This window comes from Enterobacter asburiae (assembly GCF_008080435.1).
GTDB lineage: Bacteria > Pseudomonadota > Gammaproteobacteria > Enterobacterales > Enterobacteriaceae > Enterobacter > Enterobacter asburiae_C.
Map to the genome: position 1 here is coordinate 173,642 of NZ_VRKN01000006.1, position 14,649 is coordinate 188,290.

The 14,649-nt window shown below is 56.1% G+C and carries 13 protein-coding genes; 5 read left to right on the forward strand and 8 right to left on the reverse strand.

Annotation, left to right across the window (positions count from 1 at the left end):
* Window positions 1-15 precede the first annotated feature (15 nt).
* Genes surA through apaH form a run of 5 tightly spaced genes read left to right on the forward strand, consistent with a single transcriptional unit; the run spans window position 16 to window position 4,340 of the window.
* Entirely contained in the window at window positions 16-1,302 is a 1,287-nt protein-coding gene (surA, locus tag FU672_RS13840) for a peptidylprolyl isomerase SurA (protein ID WP_148243651.1), read from the forward strand.
* Window positions 1,302-2,288: a 4-hydroxythreonine-4-phosphate dehydrogenase PdxA gene (gene pdxA, locus FU672_RS13845; RefSeq protein ID WP_148243652.1), complete on the forward strand. Its 987-nt coding sequence runs from the start codon at window positions 1,302-1,304 to the stop codon at window positions 2,286-2,288. Before surA ends, pdxA begins: the two co-directional genes overlap by 1 nt.
* The gene (rsmA, locus tag FU672_RS13850) at window positions 2,285-3,106 is read left to right on the forward strand and encodes a 16S rRNA (adenine(1518)-N(6)/adenine(1519)-N(6))-dimethyltransferase RsmA (RefSeq protein ID WP_023310362.1); all 822 of its coding nucleotides are present in this window, start codon (window positions 2,285-2,287) and stop codon (window positions 3,104-3,106) included. The genes pdxA and rsmA overlap by 4 nt, the downstream gene beginning before the upstream one ends.
* A 3-nt stretch (window positions 3,107-3,109) precedes the next feature.
* On the forward strand, window positions 3,110-3,487 hold the full coding sequence (apaG, locus tag FU672_RS13855; protein WP_148243653.1) for a Co2+/Mg2+ efflux facilitator ApaG/CorD: 378 nt from the start codon (window positions 3,110-3,112) through the stop codon (window positions 3,485-3,487).
* Window positions 3,488-3,491: 4 nt separating this feature from the next.
* The gene (gene apaH, locus FU672_RS13860; RefSeq protein ID WP_148243654.1) at window positions 3,492-4,340 is read left to right on the forward strand and encodes a bis(5'-nucleosyl)-tetraphosphatase (symmetrical) ApaH; all 849 of its coding nucleotides are present in this window, start codon (window positions 3,492-3,494) and stop codon (window positions 4,338-4,340) included.
* Window positions 4,341-4,379: 39 nt separating this feature from the next.
* Here apaH and folA read toward each other — a convergent pair whose 3' ends face one another.
* From folA to FU672_RS13900, 8 genes are all read right to left on the reverse strand, one after another.
* Complete coding sequence (gene folA, locus FU672_RS13865) at window positions 4,380-4,859, reverse strand: type 3 dihydrofolate reductase (RefSeq protein ID WP_008502023.1); 480 nt, start codon at window positions 4,857-4,859, stop codon at window positions 4,380-4,382.
* Window positions 4,860-4,973: 114 nt separating this feature from the next.
* Window positions 4,974-6,839, reverse strand: coding sequence for a glutathione-regulated potassium-efflux system protein KefC (kefC, locus tag FU672_RS13870; RefSeq protein ID WP_148243655.1), 1,866 nt, complete (start codon window positions 6,837-6,839; stop codon window positions 4,974-4,976).
* On the reverse strand, window positions 6,832-7,362 hold the full coding sequence (gene kefF, locus FU672_RS13875) for a glutathione-regulated potassium-efflux system oxidoreductase KefF (RefSeq protein ID WP_148243656.1): 531 nt from the start codon (window positions 7,360-7,362) through the stop codon (window positions 6,832-6,834). Before kefF ends, kefC begins: the two co-directional genes overlap by 8 nt.
* Window positions 7,363-7,465: 103 nt before the next feature.
* Window positions 7,466-7,699 (reverse strand): YgdI/YgdR family lipoprotein, encoded by a 234-nt coding sequence (locus FU672_RS13880; protein ID WP_003856439.1) that lies wholly within the window; start codon window positions 7,697-7,699, stop codon window positions 7,466-7,468.
* A 139-nt stretch (window positions 7,700-7,838) separates the two neighbouring features.
* A complete protein-coding gene (carB, locus tag FU672_RS13885; RefSeq protein WP_148243657.1) occupies window positions 7,839-11,063 on the reverse strand; it encodes a carbamoyl-phosphate synthase large subunit in 3,225 nt (1,074 codons plus the stop codon).
* An 18-nt stretch (window positions 11,064-11,081) separates the two neighbouring features.
* The gene (carA, locus tag FU672_RS13890) at window positions 11,082-12,230 is read right to left on the reverse strand and encodes a glutamine-hydrolyzing carbamoyl-phosphate synthase small subunit (RefSeq protein WP_148243658.1); all 1,149 of its coding nucleotides are present in this window, start codon (window positions 12,228-12,230) and stop codon (window positions 11,082-11,084) included.
* Between the two features lie 454 nt (window positions 12,231-12,684).
* Window positions 12,685-13,506: a 4-hydroxy-tetrahydrodipicolinate reductase gene (dapB, locus tag FU672_RS13895; protein ID WP_148243659.1), complete on the reverse strand. Its 822-nt coding sequence runs from the start codon at window positions 13,504-13,506 to the stop codon at window positions 12,685-12,687.
* A gap of 128 nt (window positions 13,507-13,634) precedes the next feature.
* Entirely contained in the window at window positions 13,635-14,642 is a 1,008-nt protein-coding gene (locus tag FU672_RS13900) for a LacI family DNA-binding transcriptional regulator (RefSeq protein WP_148243660.1), read from the reverse strand.
* Window positions 14,643-14,649 lie beyond the last annotated feature (7 nt).

The window sequence follows — 14,649 nt, forward strand, 5'->3', positions numbered from 1 at the left end:
TGAAATGGAAAAAGTATGAAGAACTGGAAAACGCTGCTGCTCGGTGTCGCTATGGTTGCGAATACCAGCTTCGCGGCCCCCCAGGTTGTTGATAAAGTTGCTGCTGTGGTTAACAACGGCGTCGTGCTTGAAAGTGACGTTGACGGTCTGATGAAATCGGTGAAGCTCAATTCGGGTGAAGCTGGTCAACAGCTTCCGGATGACGCCACGCTGCGCCACCAGATCCTGGAGCGTCTGATCATGGATCAGATCGTTCTGCAGATGGGGCAGAAAATGGGTGTGAAGGTCACTGACGAGCAGCTCGATCAGGCGATCGCTAACATCGCGAAGCAGAACAATATGTCTTTAGACCAGATGCGCAGCCGTCTGGCCTACGATGGCATCAGCTACGCGACCTACCGTAACCAGATCCGTAAAGAGATGCTGATTTCGGAAGTGCGTAACAACGAAGTGCGTCGCCGCGTCACAATTCTGCCTCAGGAAGTGGACGCGCTGGCAAAACAGGTGGGTAACCAGAACGATGCGAGCACAGAGCTGAACCTGAGCCACATTCTGATCCCACTGCCAGAGAACCCAACGTCCGATCAGGCTGCAGAAGCAGAAAGCCAGGCGCGTTCTATCGTTGAACAGGCGCGTAACGGCGGCGACTTTGGCAAGCTGGCTATCACCTACTCCGCGGACCAACAGGCGCTGAAAGGCGGCCAGATGGGCTGGGGACGTATTCAGGAGCTACCATCCCTCTTTGCCCAGGCGCTGAGCACGGCGAAGAAAGGGGATATCGTTGGTCCTATCCGTTCAGGCGTGGGCTTCCACATTCTGAAGGTGAACGATCTGCGCGGCCAGAGCCAAAATATCTCTGTCACCGAAGTTCACGCTCGCCACATTCTTCTGAAACCGTCACCGATCATGACTGACGATCAGGCGCGTGCGAAGCTGGAACAGATCGCAGCAGACATTAAGAGCGGTAAAACCTCGTTTGCGAAGGCAGCAAAAGAGTTCTCTCAGGATCCAGGCTCTGCTAACCAGGGCGGCGATCTGGGCTGGGCAGCTGCGGATATTTACGATCCTGCCTTCCGTGACGCGTTGATGAAGCTGAACAAAGGCCAGATCAGCACGCCGGTTCACTCTTCATTTGGCTGGCATCTGATCGAGCTGATGGACACCCGTAACGTTGATAAAACGGATGCGGCGCAGAAAGACAGAGCCTACCGTATGCTGTTTAACCGTAAGTTCTCTGAAGAAGCAGCAACCTGGATGCAGGAACAACGCGCCAGTGCCTACGTGAAAGTTCTGAGCAACTAATGAAACAGCATCGTGTTGTTATCACGCCCGGCGAACCCGCCGGGATTGGGCCTGACCTTGTTGTCCAGCTCGCCCAGCGCAGTTGGCCAGTAGAACTGGTTGTCTGCGCCGATGCAACACTGTTACAAGACCGGGCAACGCTGCTCGGTCTGCCTTTAACGCTCATCCCTTACGTTGAAGGTCAACAGCCTGCACCGCAGCAAGCCGGTACGCTCACCCTTCTTTCAGTACCCCTTCGTACGCCGGTCATCCCGGGCCAGCTCAGTACGGAAAACGGCCACTATGTCGTTGAAACCCTTGCACGCGCATGCGACGGTTGCCTGAAGGGCGAATTTGCCGCCCTGATTACCGGCCCCGTCCACAAAGGCGTCATCAACGAAGCGGGCATACCGTTTACCGGGCATACGGAGTTCTTCGAAGAGCGCTCGCACAGCCCGAAAGTGGTGATGATGCTGGCGACGGAGGAGATGCGCGTAGCTCTGGTGACAACCCATCTGCCGCTCAAAGCCATCCCTGATGCGATCACCCCTGAACTCCTGCGCGAGATCATCGGGATTTTGCATCACGATCTGCAGACAAAGTTTGGGATCCCGCAGCCGCATGTGCTGGTCTGCGGCCTGAATCCTCACGCCGGCGAAGGCGGGCACATGGGAACCGAAGAGATCGACACCATTATTCCGGTGCTCAACGAAATGCGGGCGAAGGGGATGAACCTCAGCGGTCCGCTGCCTGCAGATACCCTTTTCCAGCCGAAATACCTGGATAATGCCGACGCCGTGCTCGCGATGTACCACGATCAGGGCCTGCCCGTGCTAAAATACCAGGGCTTTGGCCGCGGGGTGAATATCACCCTCGGTTTACCCTTTATTCGAACGTCCGTTGACCACGGTACTGCGCTGGATCTGGCAGGCCAGGGGAAAGCGGATGTCGGCAGTTTTATTACGGCGCTTAATCTCGCCATCAAAATGATTGTTAATACTCAATGACTAATCGAGTCCATCAGGGCCACTTAGCCCGTAAACGTTTCGGGCAAAACTTCCTTAACGATCAGTTCGTGATCGAAAGCATTGTCTCGGCTATTAATCCGCAAAAAGGTCAGGCTATGGTCGAAATCGGCCCGGGCCTTGCCGCGCTGACCGAGCCAGTAGGCGAACGCCTCGACGAGCTGACCGTCATCGAACTGGACCGCGACCTGGCCGCACGCCTGCAAACGCACCCGTTCCTCGGGCCGAAGCTGACCATCTATCAGCAGGACGCCATGACCATGAACTTTGGCGAACTGTCGGAAAAAATGGGCCAGCCGCTGCGCGTCTTCGGCAACCTGCCGTACAACATCTCCACGCCGCTCATGTTCCACCTCTTTAGCTATACTGATGCCATTGCCGACATGCACTTCATGTTGCAAAAAGAGGTTGTTAACCGTCTGGTTGCAGGCCCGAACAGTAAAGCGTATGGTCGTTTAAGCGTGATGGCACAATATTATTGCAACGTGATCCCGGTACTCGAAGTACCGCCGTCAGCGTTCACACCACCACCGAAAGTGGATTCAGCGGTTGTGCGCCTTGTGCCGCACAAAACGAAACCGTATCCGGTTAAAGATCTGCGCGTACTGAGCCGCATTACCACAGAAGCCTTTAACCAGCGCCGTAAAACGATCCGTAACAGCCTGAGCAATTCGTTTACCGTTGAGGTGTTAGCCGAGCTGGGGATCGACCCGGCAATGCGTGCGGAGAACATTTCCGTAGAGCAGTACTGCAAGCTGGCTAATTACATCAGCGATAATGCGCCGCCGAAGGAGAGTTAAGCCATGATTGATTCGCCCCGCGTATGTGTCCATGTACAAAGCGTCTATGTTGAATCACAGTCCTCACCGGACGAAGAACGTTTTGTCTTCGCTTACACCGTGACCATTCGCAATCTGGGGCGGATGCCCGTGCAGCTGCGCGGGCGCTACTGGCTTATCACTAACGGCAATGGCCGCGAAATCGAAGTTCAGGGCGAAGGTGTGGTCGGTGAACAGCCCCACATCGCCCCTGGCGAAGAGTACCAGTACACCAGCGGCGCAGTGATTGAAACGCCGATGGGTACCATGCAAGGCCATTATGAAATGGTCGACGTCGATGGCAATGGATTCCGCGTTGCCATTCCTGTGTTCCGTCTCGCCGTTACAACACTCATTCATTAATCTAATGTCTACATATCTGATTGGCGACGTTCACGGTTGCTACGATGAACTGATCGCATTATTAAAACAGGTCGACTTTACGCCAGGACAGGACACGCTCTGGCTGACGGGCGATTTAGTCGCGCGTGGCCCCGGCTCCCTTGAAGTATTACGTTTCGTCAAATCTCTCGGCGACAGCGTGCGCATGGTTCTGGGCAATCACGATCTGCATCTGCTGGCGGTTTTCGCCGGGATCAGCCGCAACAAACCTAAAGATCGCCTTACCCCACTGCTGGATGCGCCGGATGCCGATGATCTGCTTAACTGGCTGCGCCGTCAGCCGCTGCTGCAGATCGACGAAGAGAAAAAGCTGGTCATGGCGCATGCCGGGATCACCCCACAATGGGATCTCGAGACGGCAAAATCCTGCGCGCGTGACGTTGAGGCGGTGCTGGCGAGCGACTCGTATCCTTTCTTCCTTGATGCCATGTACGGTGATATGCCGAACCACTGGAGCGAGGATCTCAGCGGTCTGGCCCGTCTGCGCTTTATCACCAACGCGTTCACCCGCATGCGTTTCTGCTTCCCGAACGGACAGCTGGATATGTATTCCAAAGAGACGCCGGAAAGCGCGCCCGCCCCGCTCAAACCGTGGTTTGCCATTCCGGGGCCGGTGACAAGCGAGTACAGCGTGGTATTTGGTCACTGGGCTGCACTGGAAGGAAAAGGGACACCGGAAGGGATCTACGGCCTGGATACCGGATGCTGCTGGGGCGGAGAGTTAACCTGCTTACGCTGGGAAGATAAAGCTTACTTTGTGCAGCCGTCCAACCGTCAGCTGGACTTAGGAGAAAACGAGGCCGTTGCCTCCTGATACGTTATTCCCTCTCCCGGCCGGGAGAGGGAAAATCACTTAACGACGTTCCAGAATCTCGAAGCAGTAGCTGTGGGAGTTCTGTGCATCCGCGTCGTGGAATTCGCTGAATACCGATTCCCACTCGTCCGGATCGTAGTCCGGGAAATGGGTATCCCCTTCCACTTCCGCATCAATGTGGGTCAGATACAGCTTCTGCGCTTTTGGCAGGAACTGCTCGTACACGCGCCCACCGCCAATCACCATGATCTCTTCGGCATTGCCGCATGCAGCAATCGCCTCGTCTACTGATTTTACCCATTCGACGCGATCGTCAGTGCCTGGCTGGCTACTGATAACGATATTCTTACGGCCCGGCAATGGACGACCAATCGACTCCCAGGTCAGGCGGCCCATCACTACCGGCTTGTTTAACGTAGTACGTTTAAACCATGCGAGATCGGCAGGCAGGTTCCACGGCATGGCATTTTCCATACCGATAACGCGGTCCACCGCCAGCGCTGCAATCAGACTGATCATTGAAAATTTCCCGGATGCAAAAAATTGCCGCCACTATACGGAAAGCTTAATCTTTCGTCGACTGGCGGCAGGGTAAAGATAAAGAAATTTTTTATTATTGCTGGCAACTCCACTTCACGCGGAAGGTTTACTCTCGGGCTCGTCAGCCGGATCGCCGGTATGCTTGCCCTCTTCCGTGCCCTGCCAGCCATGGCGCTGGATCAGCGACAGGTGGTTACGGTCCTCGTTAATGATTTCCGTCAGCATCGCGCTGGTGCGTTTAAACACCGCCGCGCGCTCGGTGGCCGTACTCCCGGCCATCGCCGCCATCTCTTCAACCATCTCGGTATTAAAGCGGCGGAACAGGTCCGCCCGTTCACGCGCTTCATACGCGCCGAGCCCCAGGTTTTCCAGCGCCACACGGCCAGACTTCAGCGCACCTTCGAACGTTTCACGCTCCGGCGCGTCTACACCCGCCTGTCGCAGCCGGATATAGTGATCCACATCGCGCGCACGGGAAATAATGGTCAGCGCCGGGAAATGTTCTTTTACCAGCTCCACCATCTGCATGCTGGTTTCCGGATCGTCAATGGCGTTAATCAATACCTCGGCTTTTGCCGCCCCGGCGGATTCCAGCAGATCGACGCGGGTCGCATCCCCGTAAAACACCTTCATATCGAATTTACGCAGAGTATCGACATGGTCTGGATCGTGATCGAGGATGACCATTTTCACCCCGCTCGACAGCAGTAAACGCCCCACGATCTGCCCGTAGCGACCAAATCCGGCGATGATGACGCGCGGCTGCTCCTCGTCAATCTCATCGGCTTCGCGCTCCTGCTCGCTGTCCGATTTTTCCAGACGCGTCAGCACCACCAGCAGCACAGGCGTCGCCGCCATCGACAGTGCGACCGCCAGCGTCAGCGCTTTCGCCCATTCAGGATCGAGTACGTTTGCCATCTGTGCGGCGCCAAAGACCACGAACGCAAATTCACTCCCCTGCCCCAGCAGCACGGCAAACCAGCGGCGCTGCCTGGTCGGTACGTTCAATGGACGAGCAATCAGCCACAGCATCACCATTTTAATGACCAGGAATCCGACGAGCAGGATGACGATCCGCAGCGGGTGCGTCACCAGCGTGCCGAAGTCGACGGACATCCCTACGCCGATGAAAAACAGCCCCAGCAGCAACCCTTTGAACGGCTCAATATCGCTTTCCAGCGCGTGACGGTATTCAGAACTCGCCAGCAGAACGCCTGCGAGGAACGCCCCCATCGCCATCGACAGCCCGGCTTCCTCCAGCAGCAGACCGAAGCCAAACACCAGAAACAGCGCCACGGCGCTGAACACTTCGCGCAGGCCAGAACGGGCAACAAACCGCAGCAGCGGGCGGGTTACGTAGCGGCCAAGCAGCACCACCAGCGCCAGCGCGCCCGCCACCTTCAGTGCCGACAGCGCGAAAGCGCCCAGCGTGGTAGAGGAACCGCTGGCCGCCAGCAGCGGGATCATCGCCACCAGCGGGATAGCGGCTATGTCCTGGAACAGTAGCACCGAGAACGCGCTGCGACCCATCTGGGATACCGTCAGATTTCGCTCATTCATGGCCTGCATAGCAATGGCCGTAGAGGAGAGCGCCAGGGTCATGCCGATGAGCTCTGCCACTTTCCAGTCCATGCCCAACAGGATGCAGAACCCACCCAGCAGCAGGCCGCAGGCCACCATCTGCAGCGCCCCACCGCCAAATACCGAGGCGCGAAGCTTCCATAACCGCTGCGGATCGAGCTCCAGGCCAATCACAAACAGCATCAGCACCACGCCGATTTCAGCGAAATGGAGAATCGCCTCTGCATCCGTGACCAGTCGAAAGCCCCACGGCCCAATGACGCAGCCCGCAATCAGGTAGCCGAGAACAGAGCCCAGCCCCAGACGTACCGCCACGGGCACAATCAGCGCCGCCGCGCCAAGATAAATCAGCGCCTGTATCAGCGTATGGCTATCCATGGTGCGCCTCCTGCCACTCAAGTAAGCGTTGTTTATAATGGCGAGCCTGCGCCTGTAGCGTTTCATCGTCGCAAACAAACGTGCAGTGCATCGCAAACGGCGGAAGCCAGTTCAGACCGCAATAGAGCGCAGTCGCCTGCAGCGGTTGCGCCAGGACGTCAAAACCCGGGAAGGAACCGATTTCAAAGTGGCTTTCCCCTCCGCCGGTGGTGACCGCCCACATCAGGCTTTTCCCTTTTAGCGCATTGCCGTTGTGGCCATACGCCCAGCCGTGGGAGAAGACTTTATCAATCCACAGTTTCAGGAGCGGGGGCGTACTGTACCACTGCATGGGATGCTGCCAGATAATCAGATCGGCACGAGAAAGCGCCTCCTGTTCGGCGGCGATATCAATATTAAAATCGGGATAGAGTTGATAGAGGGAACGTATCTCTACGTTATCAAGCGTCCTTACCTGCTCAAGCATCCGCTTATTCGCATGCGAGTGCTGCGGATAAGGATGGGCATAGATTATCAGAATCATTGATTAGCCTGTTGTTACTGCTTTCTTTTAACAAAAGAGTGTAGTCAGTAATTCAACAGGCTAATAGTGAATATTATTGACGGGCTTATGTCAGAATTCTGAATTAGTTATCCAGCTCGCCCATGGATTTCACCTGGTCACGGTTGATCTGCTCGGTTTGACCGGTTTCGGCATTTTTGTATGACACCAGGCCGGTGTCATCATCCACCTGCGGCTTGCCGTCGGTGACAATGGTTTTGCCATCGGTGGTTTTTACAGCCTGATTAGACGAACAGCCCGCAACGGTGAACATTGCAGTGGCAGCCAGAACGGAAGCGATCAGTAATTTATTTTGCATGGTGTTTTCCCCTGCTCTCAGTTGAATTTCGTTATCGACCTAACCATTTTAGGCTAACTGACTGAAAGCGGATGAAAAACCAGAAGGTTCTGAAGATGGGGAGAATGCCCGGCAACCGAACGGCACCGGGCATTTTAACTTACTTGCTAATTTGCGCGTGCATTTCCTGCACTGAAATCACCTTCTCGGTGGCATCCGCGTTCAGCGCCATGGCCGTTGCGAAACCGCCGTTCAGGGTGGTGTCGTAGTGCACTTTGTACTGCAGCGCGCTGCGGCGAATCAGCTTGGAGTCTTCAATCGCCTGGCGGCCTGCGGTGGTGTTGATGATGTAGGTGTATTCGCCATTCTTGATACGATCCTGAATGTGCGGACGACCTTCATGCACCTTGTTCACCAGACGCGGGTTGATACCGGCTTCGCCCAGCACAATCGCCGTACCGTGGGTTGCGTCCAGCTCGAAGCCCTGTTTCAGCAGCTTAGCGGCCAGGTCAACCACGCGCTCTTTGTCGCCTTCGCGAACGGAGAGCAGCGCACGGCCTGATTTTCTCATGGTGGAGCTACTGCCCAGCTGCGCCTTCGCGAACGCTTCTGCGAAGGTGCGGCCCACGCCCATCACTTCCCCGGTAGAGCGCATTTCTGGCCCTAACAGCGGGTCAACGCCCGGGAATTTGTTGAACGGCAGCACCACTTCTTTTACCGAGTAGTACGGTGGAATGATCTCTTTGGTCACGCCCTGCTGCGCCAGCGTCTGGCCAGCCATCACGCGCGCCGCCACTTTCGCCAGCGGAACACCGGTGGCTTTGGAGACGAACGGTACAGTACGTGCCGCACGCGGGTTGACTTCAATCAGGTAGACTTCGTTGTCTTTCACCGCGAACTGGACGTTCATCAGGCCGCGAACCTGCAGCTCGAAGGCCAGCTTCTGCACCTGCTGGCGCATCACGTCCTGGATCTCCTGACTCAGGGTGTACGCTGGCAGAGAACAGGCTGAGTCACCGGAGTGCACGCCCGCCTGCTCGATATGCTCCATGATGCCGCCAATCAGCACCATTTCGCCGTCGCAGATAGCGTCAACGTCAACTTCAACCGCGTCGTCGAGGAAGCGGTCGAGCAGCACTGGCGCATCGTTGGAGACGCTCACCGCGGTCTGGAAGTAGCGGCGCAGGTCGGCTTCGTCGTAGACGATTTCCATCGCACGGCCGCCCAGCACGTAGGAAGGACGCACCACCAGCGGGTAGCCAATATCTTTCGCCTTCTCAACGGCCATCTCGATAGCAGTGACGGTGGCGTTCGCCGGCTGTTTCAGCTTCAGACGGTCAACCGCCTGCTGGAAACGCTCGCGGTCTTCTGCGCGGTCAATCGCGTCCGGGCTGGTGCCGATAACCGGCACACCTGCCGCTTCCAGCGCGCGCGCCAGCTTCAGCGGAGTCTGACCGCCGTACTGCACGATAACGCCTTTTGGCTTCTCGATGCGCACGATTTCCAGCACGTCTTCCAGGGTAACCGGCTCGAAGTAGAGGCGGTCAGAGGTGTCGTAGTCGGTAGAGACGGTTTCCGGGTTACAGTTGACCATGATGGTCTCGTAACCGTCTTCACGCAGCGCCAGCGAGGCGTGTACGCAGCAGTAGTCGAACTCGATGCCCTGACCGATACGGTTTGGACCGCCGCCCAGCACCATAATTTTGTCGCGGTCTACGGACGGGTTCGCTTCGCACTCGTCTTCATAGGTGGAGTACATGTACGCGGTGTCGGTTGAGAATTCAGCCGCACAGGTATCCACACGTTTATAGACCGGGTGCAGGTCATACTGGTCGCGCAGCTTGCGGATCTCCGCTTCACGCACGCCTGCCAGCTTAGCCAGACGCGCATCGGCAAAGCCTTTACGCTTCAGCACGCGCAGGAAGTCAGCATCCAGGCCAGTGATGCCCAGCTCAGCGACTTGTTCTTCCAGACGCACCAGCTCTTCAATTTGCACCAGGAACCAGCGGTCGATGTTGGTCAGGTTGAACACGCCGTCGACGGACATGCCCGCACGGAAGGCGTCGGCGATGTACCAGATACGTTCTGCGCCCGCGTCTTTCAGCTCACGGCGGATTTTAGTCAGCGCTTCCGGGTCATCCAGGCTTACTTTCGGGTCGAAGCCGGTTGCGCCCACTTCCAGACCGCGCAGCGCTTTCTGCAGGGATTCCTGCTGCGTGCGGCCAATCGCCATCACTTCACCGACAGATTTCATCTGGGTGGTCAGACGGTCGTTCGCACCCGCGAATTTCTCGAAGTTGAAGCGAGGAATTTTGGTGACAACGTAGTCGATGGACGGCTCGAAGGACGCAGGCGTGCGGCCACCGGTGATGTCGTTCATCAGCTCGTCGAGGGTGTAACCCACTGCCAGTTTCGCCGCCACTTTCGCAATCGGGAAACCGGTCGCTTTAGAGGCCAGCGCGGAGGAACGGGACACGCGCGGGTTCATTTCGATAACAATCAGACGACCGGTTTTCGGGTTCACCGAGAACTGCACGTTAGAACCGCCGGTTTCCACGCCGATTTCACGCAGTACCGCCATCGAGGCGTTACGCATGATTTGATACTCTTTGTCGGTCAGGGTCTGGGCTGGCGCAACGGTGATGGAGTCACCGGTGTGGATACCCATCGCATCGAAGTTTTCGATAGAGCAGACGATGATGCAGTTGTCGTTTTTATCACGCACCACTTCCATCTCGTACTCTTTCCAGCCAATCAGCGATTCATCAATCAGCAGCTCTTTGGTTGGGGAGAGATCCAAACCGCGTTCGCAAATCTCTTCGAACTCTTCGCGGTTGTAAGCGATGCCGCCACCGGTGCCACCCATGGTGAACGATGGACGGATGATGCACGGATAGCCCACGTCAGCCGCAACGGCCAGCGCTTCTTCCATGTTGTGTGCGATACCGGAACGCGCGGTGTCGAGGCCGATTTTCTTCATCGCCACGTCGAAGCGGCGACGATCTTCTGCTTTATCAATCGCGTCGGCGGTCGCACCAATCATGGTCACGCCGAACTCGGCCAGCACGCCCTGACGCTCCAGCTCCAGCGCACAGTTCAGCGCCGTCTGGCCGCCCATGGTTGGCAGCACCGCGTCCGGACGCTCTTTCTCGATGATTTTACGCACCACTTCCCAGTGAATCGGCTCGATGTAGGTTGCATCAGCCATTTCCGGGTCGGTCATGATGGTCGCCGGGTTAGAGTTCACCAGAATTACGCGGTAACCCTCTTCACGCAGGGCTTTACACGCCTGCGCACCGGAGTAGTCGAATTCGCAGGCCTGGCCGATCACGATCGGGCCAGCGCCAAGGATCAGGATGCTTTTTATGTCTGTACGTTTTGGCATTGTCTTCTCGGCTCCTGATTATTTAGCGGTCTTACGGTATTGCTCGATAAGTTCGATGAAGTGATCGAACAGCGGCGCGGCGTCGTGTGGGCCCGGGCTGGCTTCCGGGTGGCCCTGGAAGCTGAATGCTGGCTTATCGGTACGATGGATACCCTGCAGGGTGCCATCGAACAGTGACTTATGGGTCACGCGCAGGTTAGCCGGCATCGAGGCCTCATCGACGGCAAAACCGTGGTTCTGCGCGGTGATCATCACCGTGTTGTTGTCGATATCTTTCACCGGGTGGTTACCACCGTGGTGGCCGAACTTCATCTTAACGGTGTTTGCACCGCTCGCCAGCGCCAGCAGCTGATGGCCGAGGCAGATGCCGAATACCGGGATGTCGGTTTCCAGGAAGGACTTGATGGCGGCGATGGCGTAATCGCACGGCGCCGGGTCGCCAGGACCGTTGGACAGGAAAATACCGTCCGGATTCATCTTCAGCACGTCTTCGGCGGACGTTTGTGCCGGAACCACCGTCAGGCGGCAGCCGCGGTCAACCAGCATGCGCAGGATGTTGCGCTTGGCGCCGAAATCGTAGGCCACCACGTGGAACGGCAGCTCGCTCTCTTTTTTCGCTTCCGGCAGGTCGCCTTCCAGCGTCCAGCTACCCTGCGTCCAGCCGTAGGCTTCAGCAGTAGTCACTTCTTTCGCCAGGTCCATGCCGTTCAGGCCCGGGAAGGCTTTCGCTTTTTCCAGCGCCAGTGCCGCATCGAGGTTATCACCTGCGATGATGCAGCCGTTTTGTGCACCTTTCTCACGCAGCAGACGCGTTAACTTACGGGTATCGATATCGGCAATCGCCACGATGTTATGGCGCTTCAGGTAAGAAGAGAGATCTTCGGTGTTGCGGAAGTTGCTGGCAATCAGCGGCAGGTCGCGAATGACCAGGCCTTGCGCATGTACCTGAGAGGATTCTTCGTCAGCCGCATTGGTGCCGACATTGCCGATATGAGGATAAGTAAGAGTAACGATTTGGCGAGAATAGGAAGGATCAGTGAGGATTTCTTGATAACCGGTCATTGAAGTATTGAAAACGACTTCCCCAACCGCCGAACCTGTTGCCCCTATGGCCCGACCGATAAACTGGGTTCCGTCTTCCAGAACCAATAGCGCTGACTTAATCAAAACACCCTCCAGAGAATATTCACTCACTTTATTTGCATATTAATTCATAACCATGTCATGAATCAATGCAAATGTGTTGCCAGCGGATTTTTGGCAAACGGCGGCATTCTGGGGATTTGGTGGGTAAAAGTCAACTTAAAACGGATATTTTGTTTAGTCTTTTGCAGGCCTGGTGAGAGGAATGCAGCTTAAGCGACAAAAAGATCAGGAAAATCACTGTGGAAAACGCTTGCGCGCCTGGTTTAATAAAAAATAACGCGATGGAGCACAATAAAGTGGACCAAATGGTCAAAATTTACATTTCAGCAACGTCAAATCTCAACAACAGATAGACTTTTAGAGACTTAAAGAAAAATACTACATGAGACAGGAAAAATAAAAGGGCAATAATATATTGCCCTATGCAATCAAGCAATTACGACTGCAATAACCACATCACGATGGGTAATAATGCTTACAAATTGTTGAGATCGAGCACATCTCGCATATCAAAAAGACCATCTTTCTTGCTTTTCAGCCACAAAGCAGAACGAACGGCACCGTTGGCGAACGTCATTCGGCTGGAGGCTTTATGCGTAATTTCGACACGTTCACCAATATCGGCGAACATCGCCGTGTGTTCGCCGACGATGTCACCTGCACGAACGGTGGCGAAACCAATGGTGCCCGGCACGCGTTCGCCGGTGTAACCTTCGCGGGTATAGACCGCGCAGTCTTTTAAATCTTTATCGAGTGCATGAGCAATCGCTTCGCCCATCGCCAGCGCCGTACCTGATGGCGCATCAACTTTGTAACGGTGGTGAGCTTCTACGATCTCAATATCGGTATAGTTGCCCATCACCTTCGCGGCTTTCTCCAGCAGCTTCAGCATGACGTTTACGCCCACGCTGAAGTTTGCGGCGAAGACAATCGCAATCTCTTTTGATGCATCCTGGATAGCCTGCTTGCCCGCATCGTCAAAACCAGTGGTGCCGATCACCATCCCCTTGCCGTGCTGACGACAAAACGCCAGATGCGTGAGCGTCCCTTCCGGGCGGGTAAAATCGATGAATACATCGAAGTCCTCTTTTACCGCCTCCAGGCTACTTTGCACGGTAACGCCCGTGTGGCCTGCGCCCGCCAGCTCACCGGCATCGGTCCCCAGAAGCGAAGAACCTTCACGCTCCAGGGCCGCGCCAAGCGCTACGCCATCCATCTGAAGTGCCGCCTGAATCAGCTGACGGCCCATACGTCCACCCGCGCCCGCAATGGCGACACGGATCTGTGCATCATGCATAGTTATTCTCTTACGTTAAAATGATGTAAACCGTTTTCAGAGTAACCAGCCATCTCGCAGGCTGCCACTAAAAACACCCATAATTAGAATTTAATGTGAAACCGTAGTCGTTATCAGTAAAAGACATACTAAACGAAACCGCAGGATCCTCTGACCACCAGCGCTGGCGGCAGAATGATACGTTTCGGCGGTTCGGTATTCCCCTGAATTCGGCTGTAAAGCAGCTCGCCGGCTTTACGGCCTATCTCTTTTGCCGCCACCGACACGGTGGTCAACGCTGGCTGGACCAGTGCCGCCTCGGTGATATCGTCAAAACCGACGAGGGCAAAGTCACGGCCAGGTTCTCGCCCCAGTTTACGCAGCGCCTGCATCACGCCCAGCGCCACAATATCCTGATAGCAAATCGCAGCGCTGATGGCGGGATATTCCAGTAATAATGCCTCCGCCACGCGTGCACCATCGCTCTGGCTGGCCTGCGACGTCCTGATCCAGGCCGGATTGGGCGTCACCCCATATTCCAGTAGCTTGCTGGTAAACCCGCCTATGCGCTGCGCCCGCGAGCCTGAGTTCTGGCTTCCCCCGATAAACGCAATCTGGCGATGGCCCATTCTGAGCAGATGCTCTGTCGCCATCTGCGTACCAAGGAAGTTATCGGTGCCGACAAAATCGAAATCCGGATCGTTAAGCGGGCGCACGACCATGATAGCCGGAATGTTACGCCGCTTCAGCCCATCAAAAAAAGCCTGAGGCGTTTCCCGGGCCGCGCACAGCACCATCCCGGCAACGTTGTTACGCATCAACGAATCGACAAATTTTTGCTGCCGCTCTGCGGATTCCTCACTGTTCGCCAGAAAGAGCATCAGTTCGTGGCGTTCCATCTCGTGGCTTAGCCCGGCCGTCATCTCACCGTAAAACGGGTTGGTGATGTCGTGCAGCAGTAGCCCTACCTGGTTACTGCTGCGGTTACGTAAATTGGCCGCCGTCTGGTTGTAGACATAGCCCGTCTCATCCAGCGCCTTGAGCACGCGCTCACGCGTACTTTGCGAAATACGGCCTTTGTTACAGAGCACCATTGAGACCGTCGCCGTTGACACGCCAGCGCGTTTCGCGACGTCTGCCAGTGTAATACCCGTCATGCTGTCT

What these genes read in the sequence shown, in the direction of transcription:
- kefF (WP_148243656.1), bottom strand. Translation starts at nt 7,362, where the DNA reads ATGATTCTGATAATCTATGCCCATCCTTATCCGCAGCACTCGCATGCG.
- apaH (WP_148243654.1), top strand. Translation starts at nt 3,492, where the DNA reads ATGTCTACATATCTGATTGGCGACGTTCACGGTTGCTACGATGAACTG.
- folA (WP_008502023.1), bottom strand. Translation starts at nt 4,859, where the DNA reads ATGATCAGTCTGATTGCAGCGCTGGCGGTGGACCGCGTTATCGGTATG.
- kefC (WP_148243655.1), bottom strand. Translation starts at nt 6,839, where the DNA reads ATGGATAGCCATACGCTGATACAGGCGCTGATTTATCTTGGCGCGGCG.
- dapB (WP_148243659.1), bottom strand. Translation starts at nt 13,506, where the DNA reads ATGCATGATGCACAGATCCGTGTCGCCATTGCGGGCGCGGGTGGACGT.
- pdxA (WP_148243652.1), top strand. Translation starts at nt 1,302, where the DNA reads ATGAAACAGCATCGTGTTGTTATCACGCCCGGCGAACCCGCCGGGATT.
- rsmA (WP_023310362.1), top strand. Translation starts at nt 2,285, where the DNA reads ATGACTAATCGAGTCCATCAGGGCCACTTAGCCCGTAAACGTTTCGGG.
- FU672_RS13880 (WP_003856439.1), bottom strand. Translation starts at nt 7,699, where the DNA reads ATGCAAAATAAATTACTGATCGCTTCCGTTCTGGCTGCCACTGCAATG.
- surA (WP_148243651.1), top strand. Translation starts at nt 16, where the DNA reads ATGAAGAACTGGAAAACGCTGCTGCTCGGTGTCGCTATGGTTGCGAAT.
- apaG (WP_148243653.1), top strand. Translation starts at nt 3,110, where the DNA reads ATGATTGATTCGCCCCGCGTATGTGTCCATGTACAAAGCGTCTATGTT.
- FU672_RS13900 (WP_148243660.1), bottom strand. Translation starts at nt 14,642, where the DNA reads ATGACGGGTATTACACTGGCAGACGTCGCGAAACGCGCTGGCGTGTCA.
- carB (WP_148243657.1), bottom strand. Translation starts at nt 11,063, where the DNA reads ATGCCAAAACGTACAGACATAAAAAGCATCCTGATCCTTGGCGCTGGC.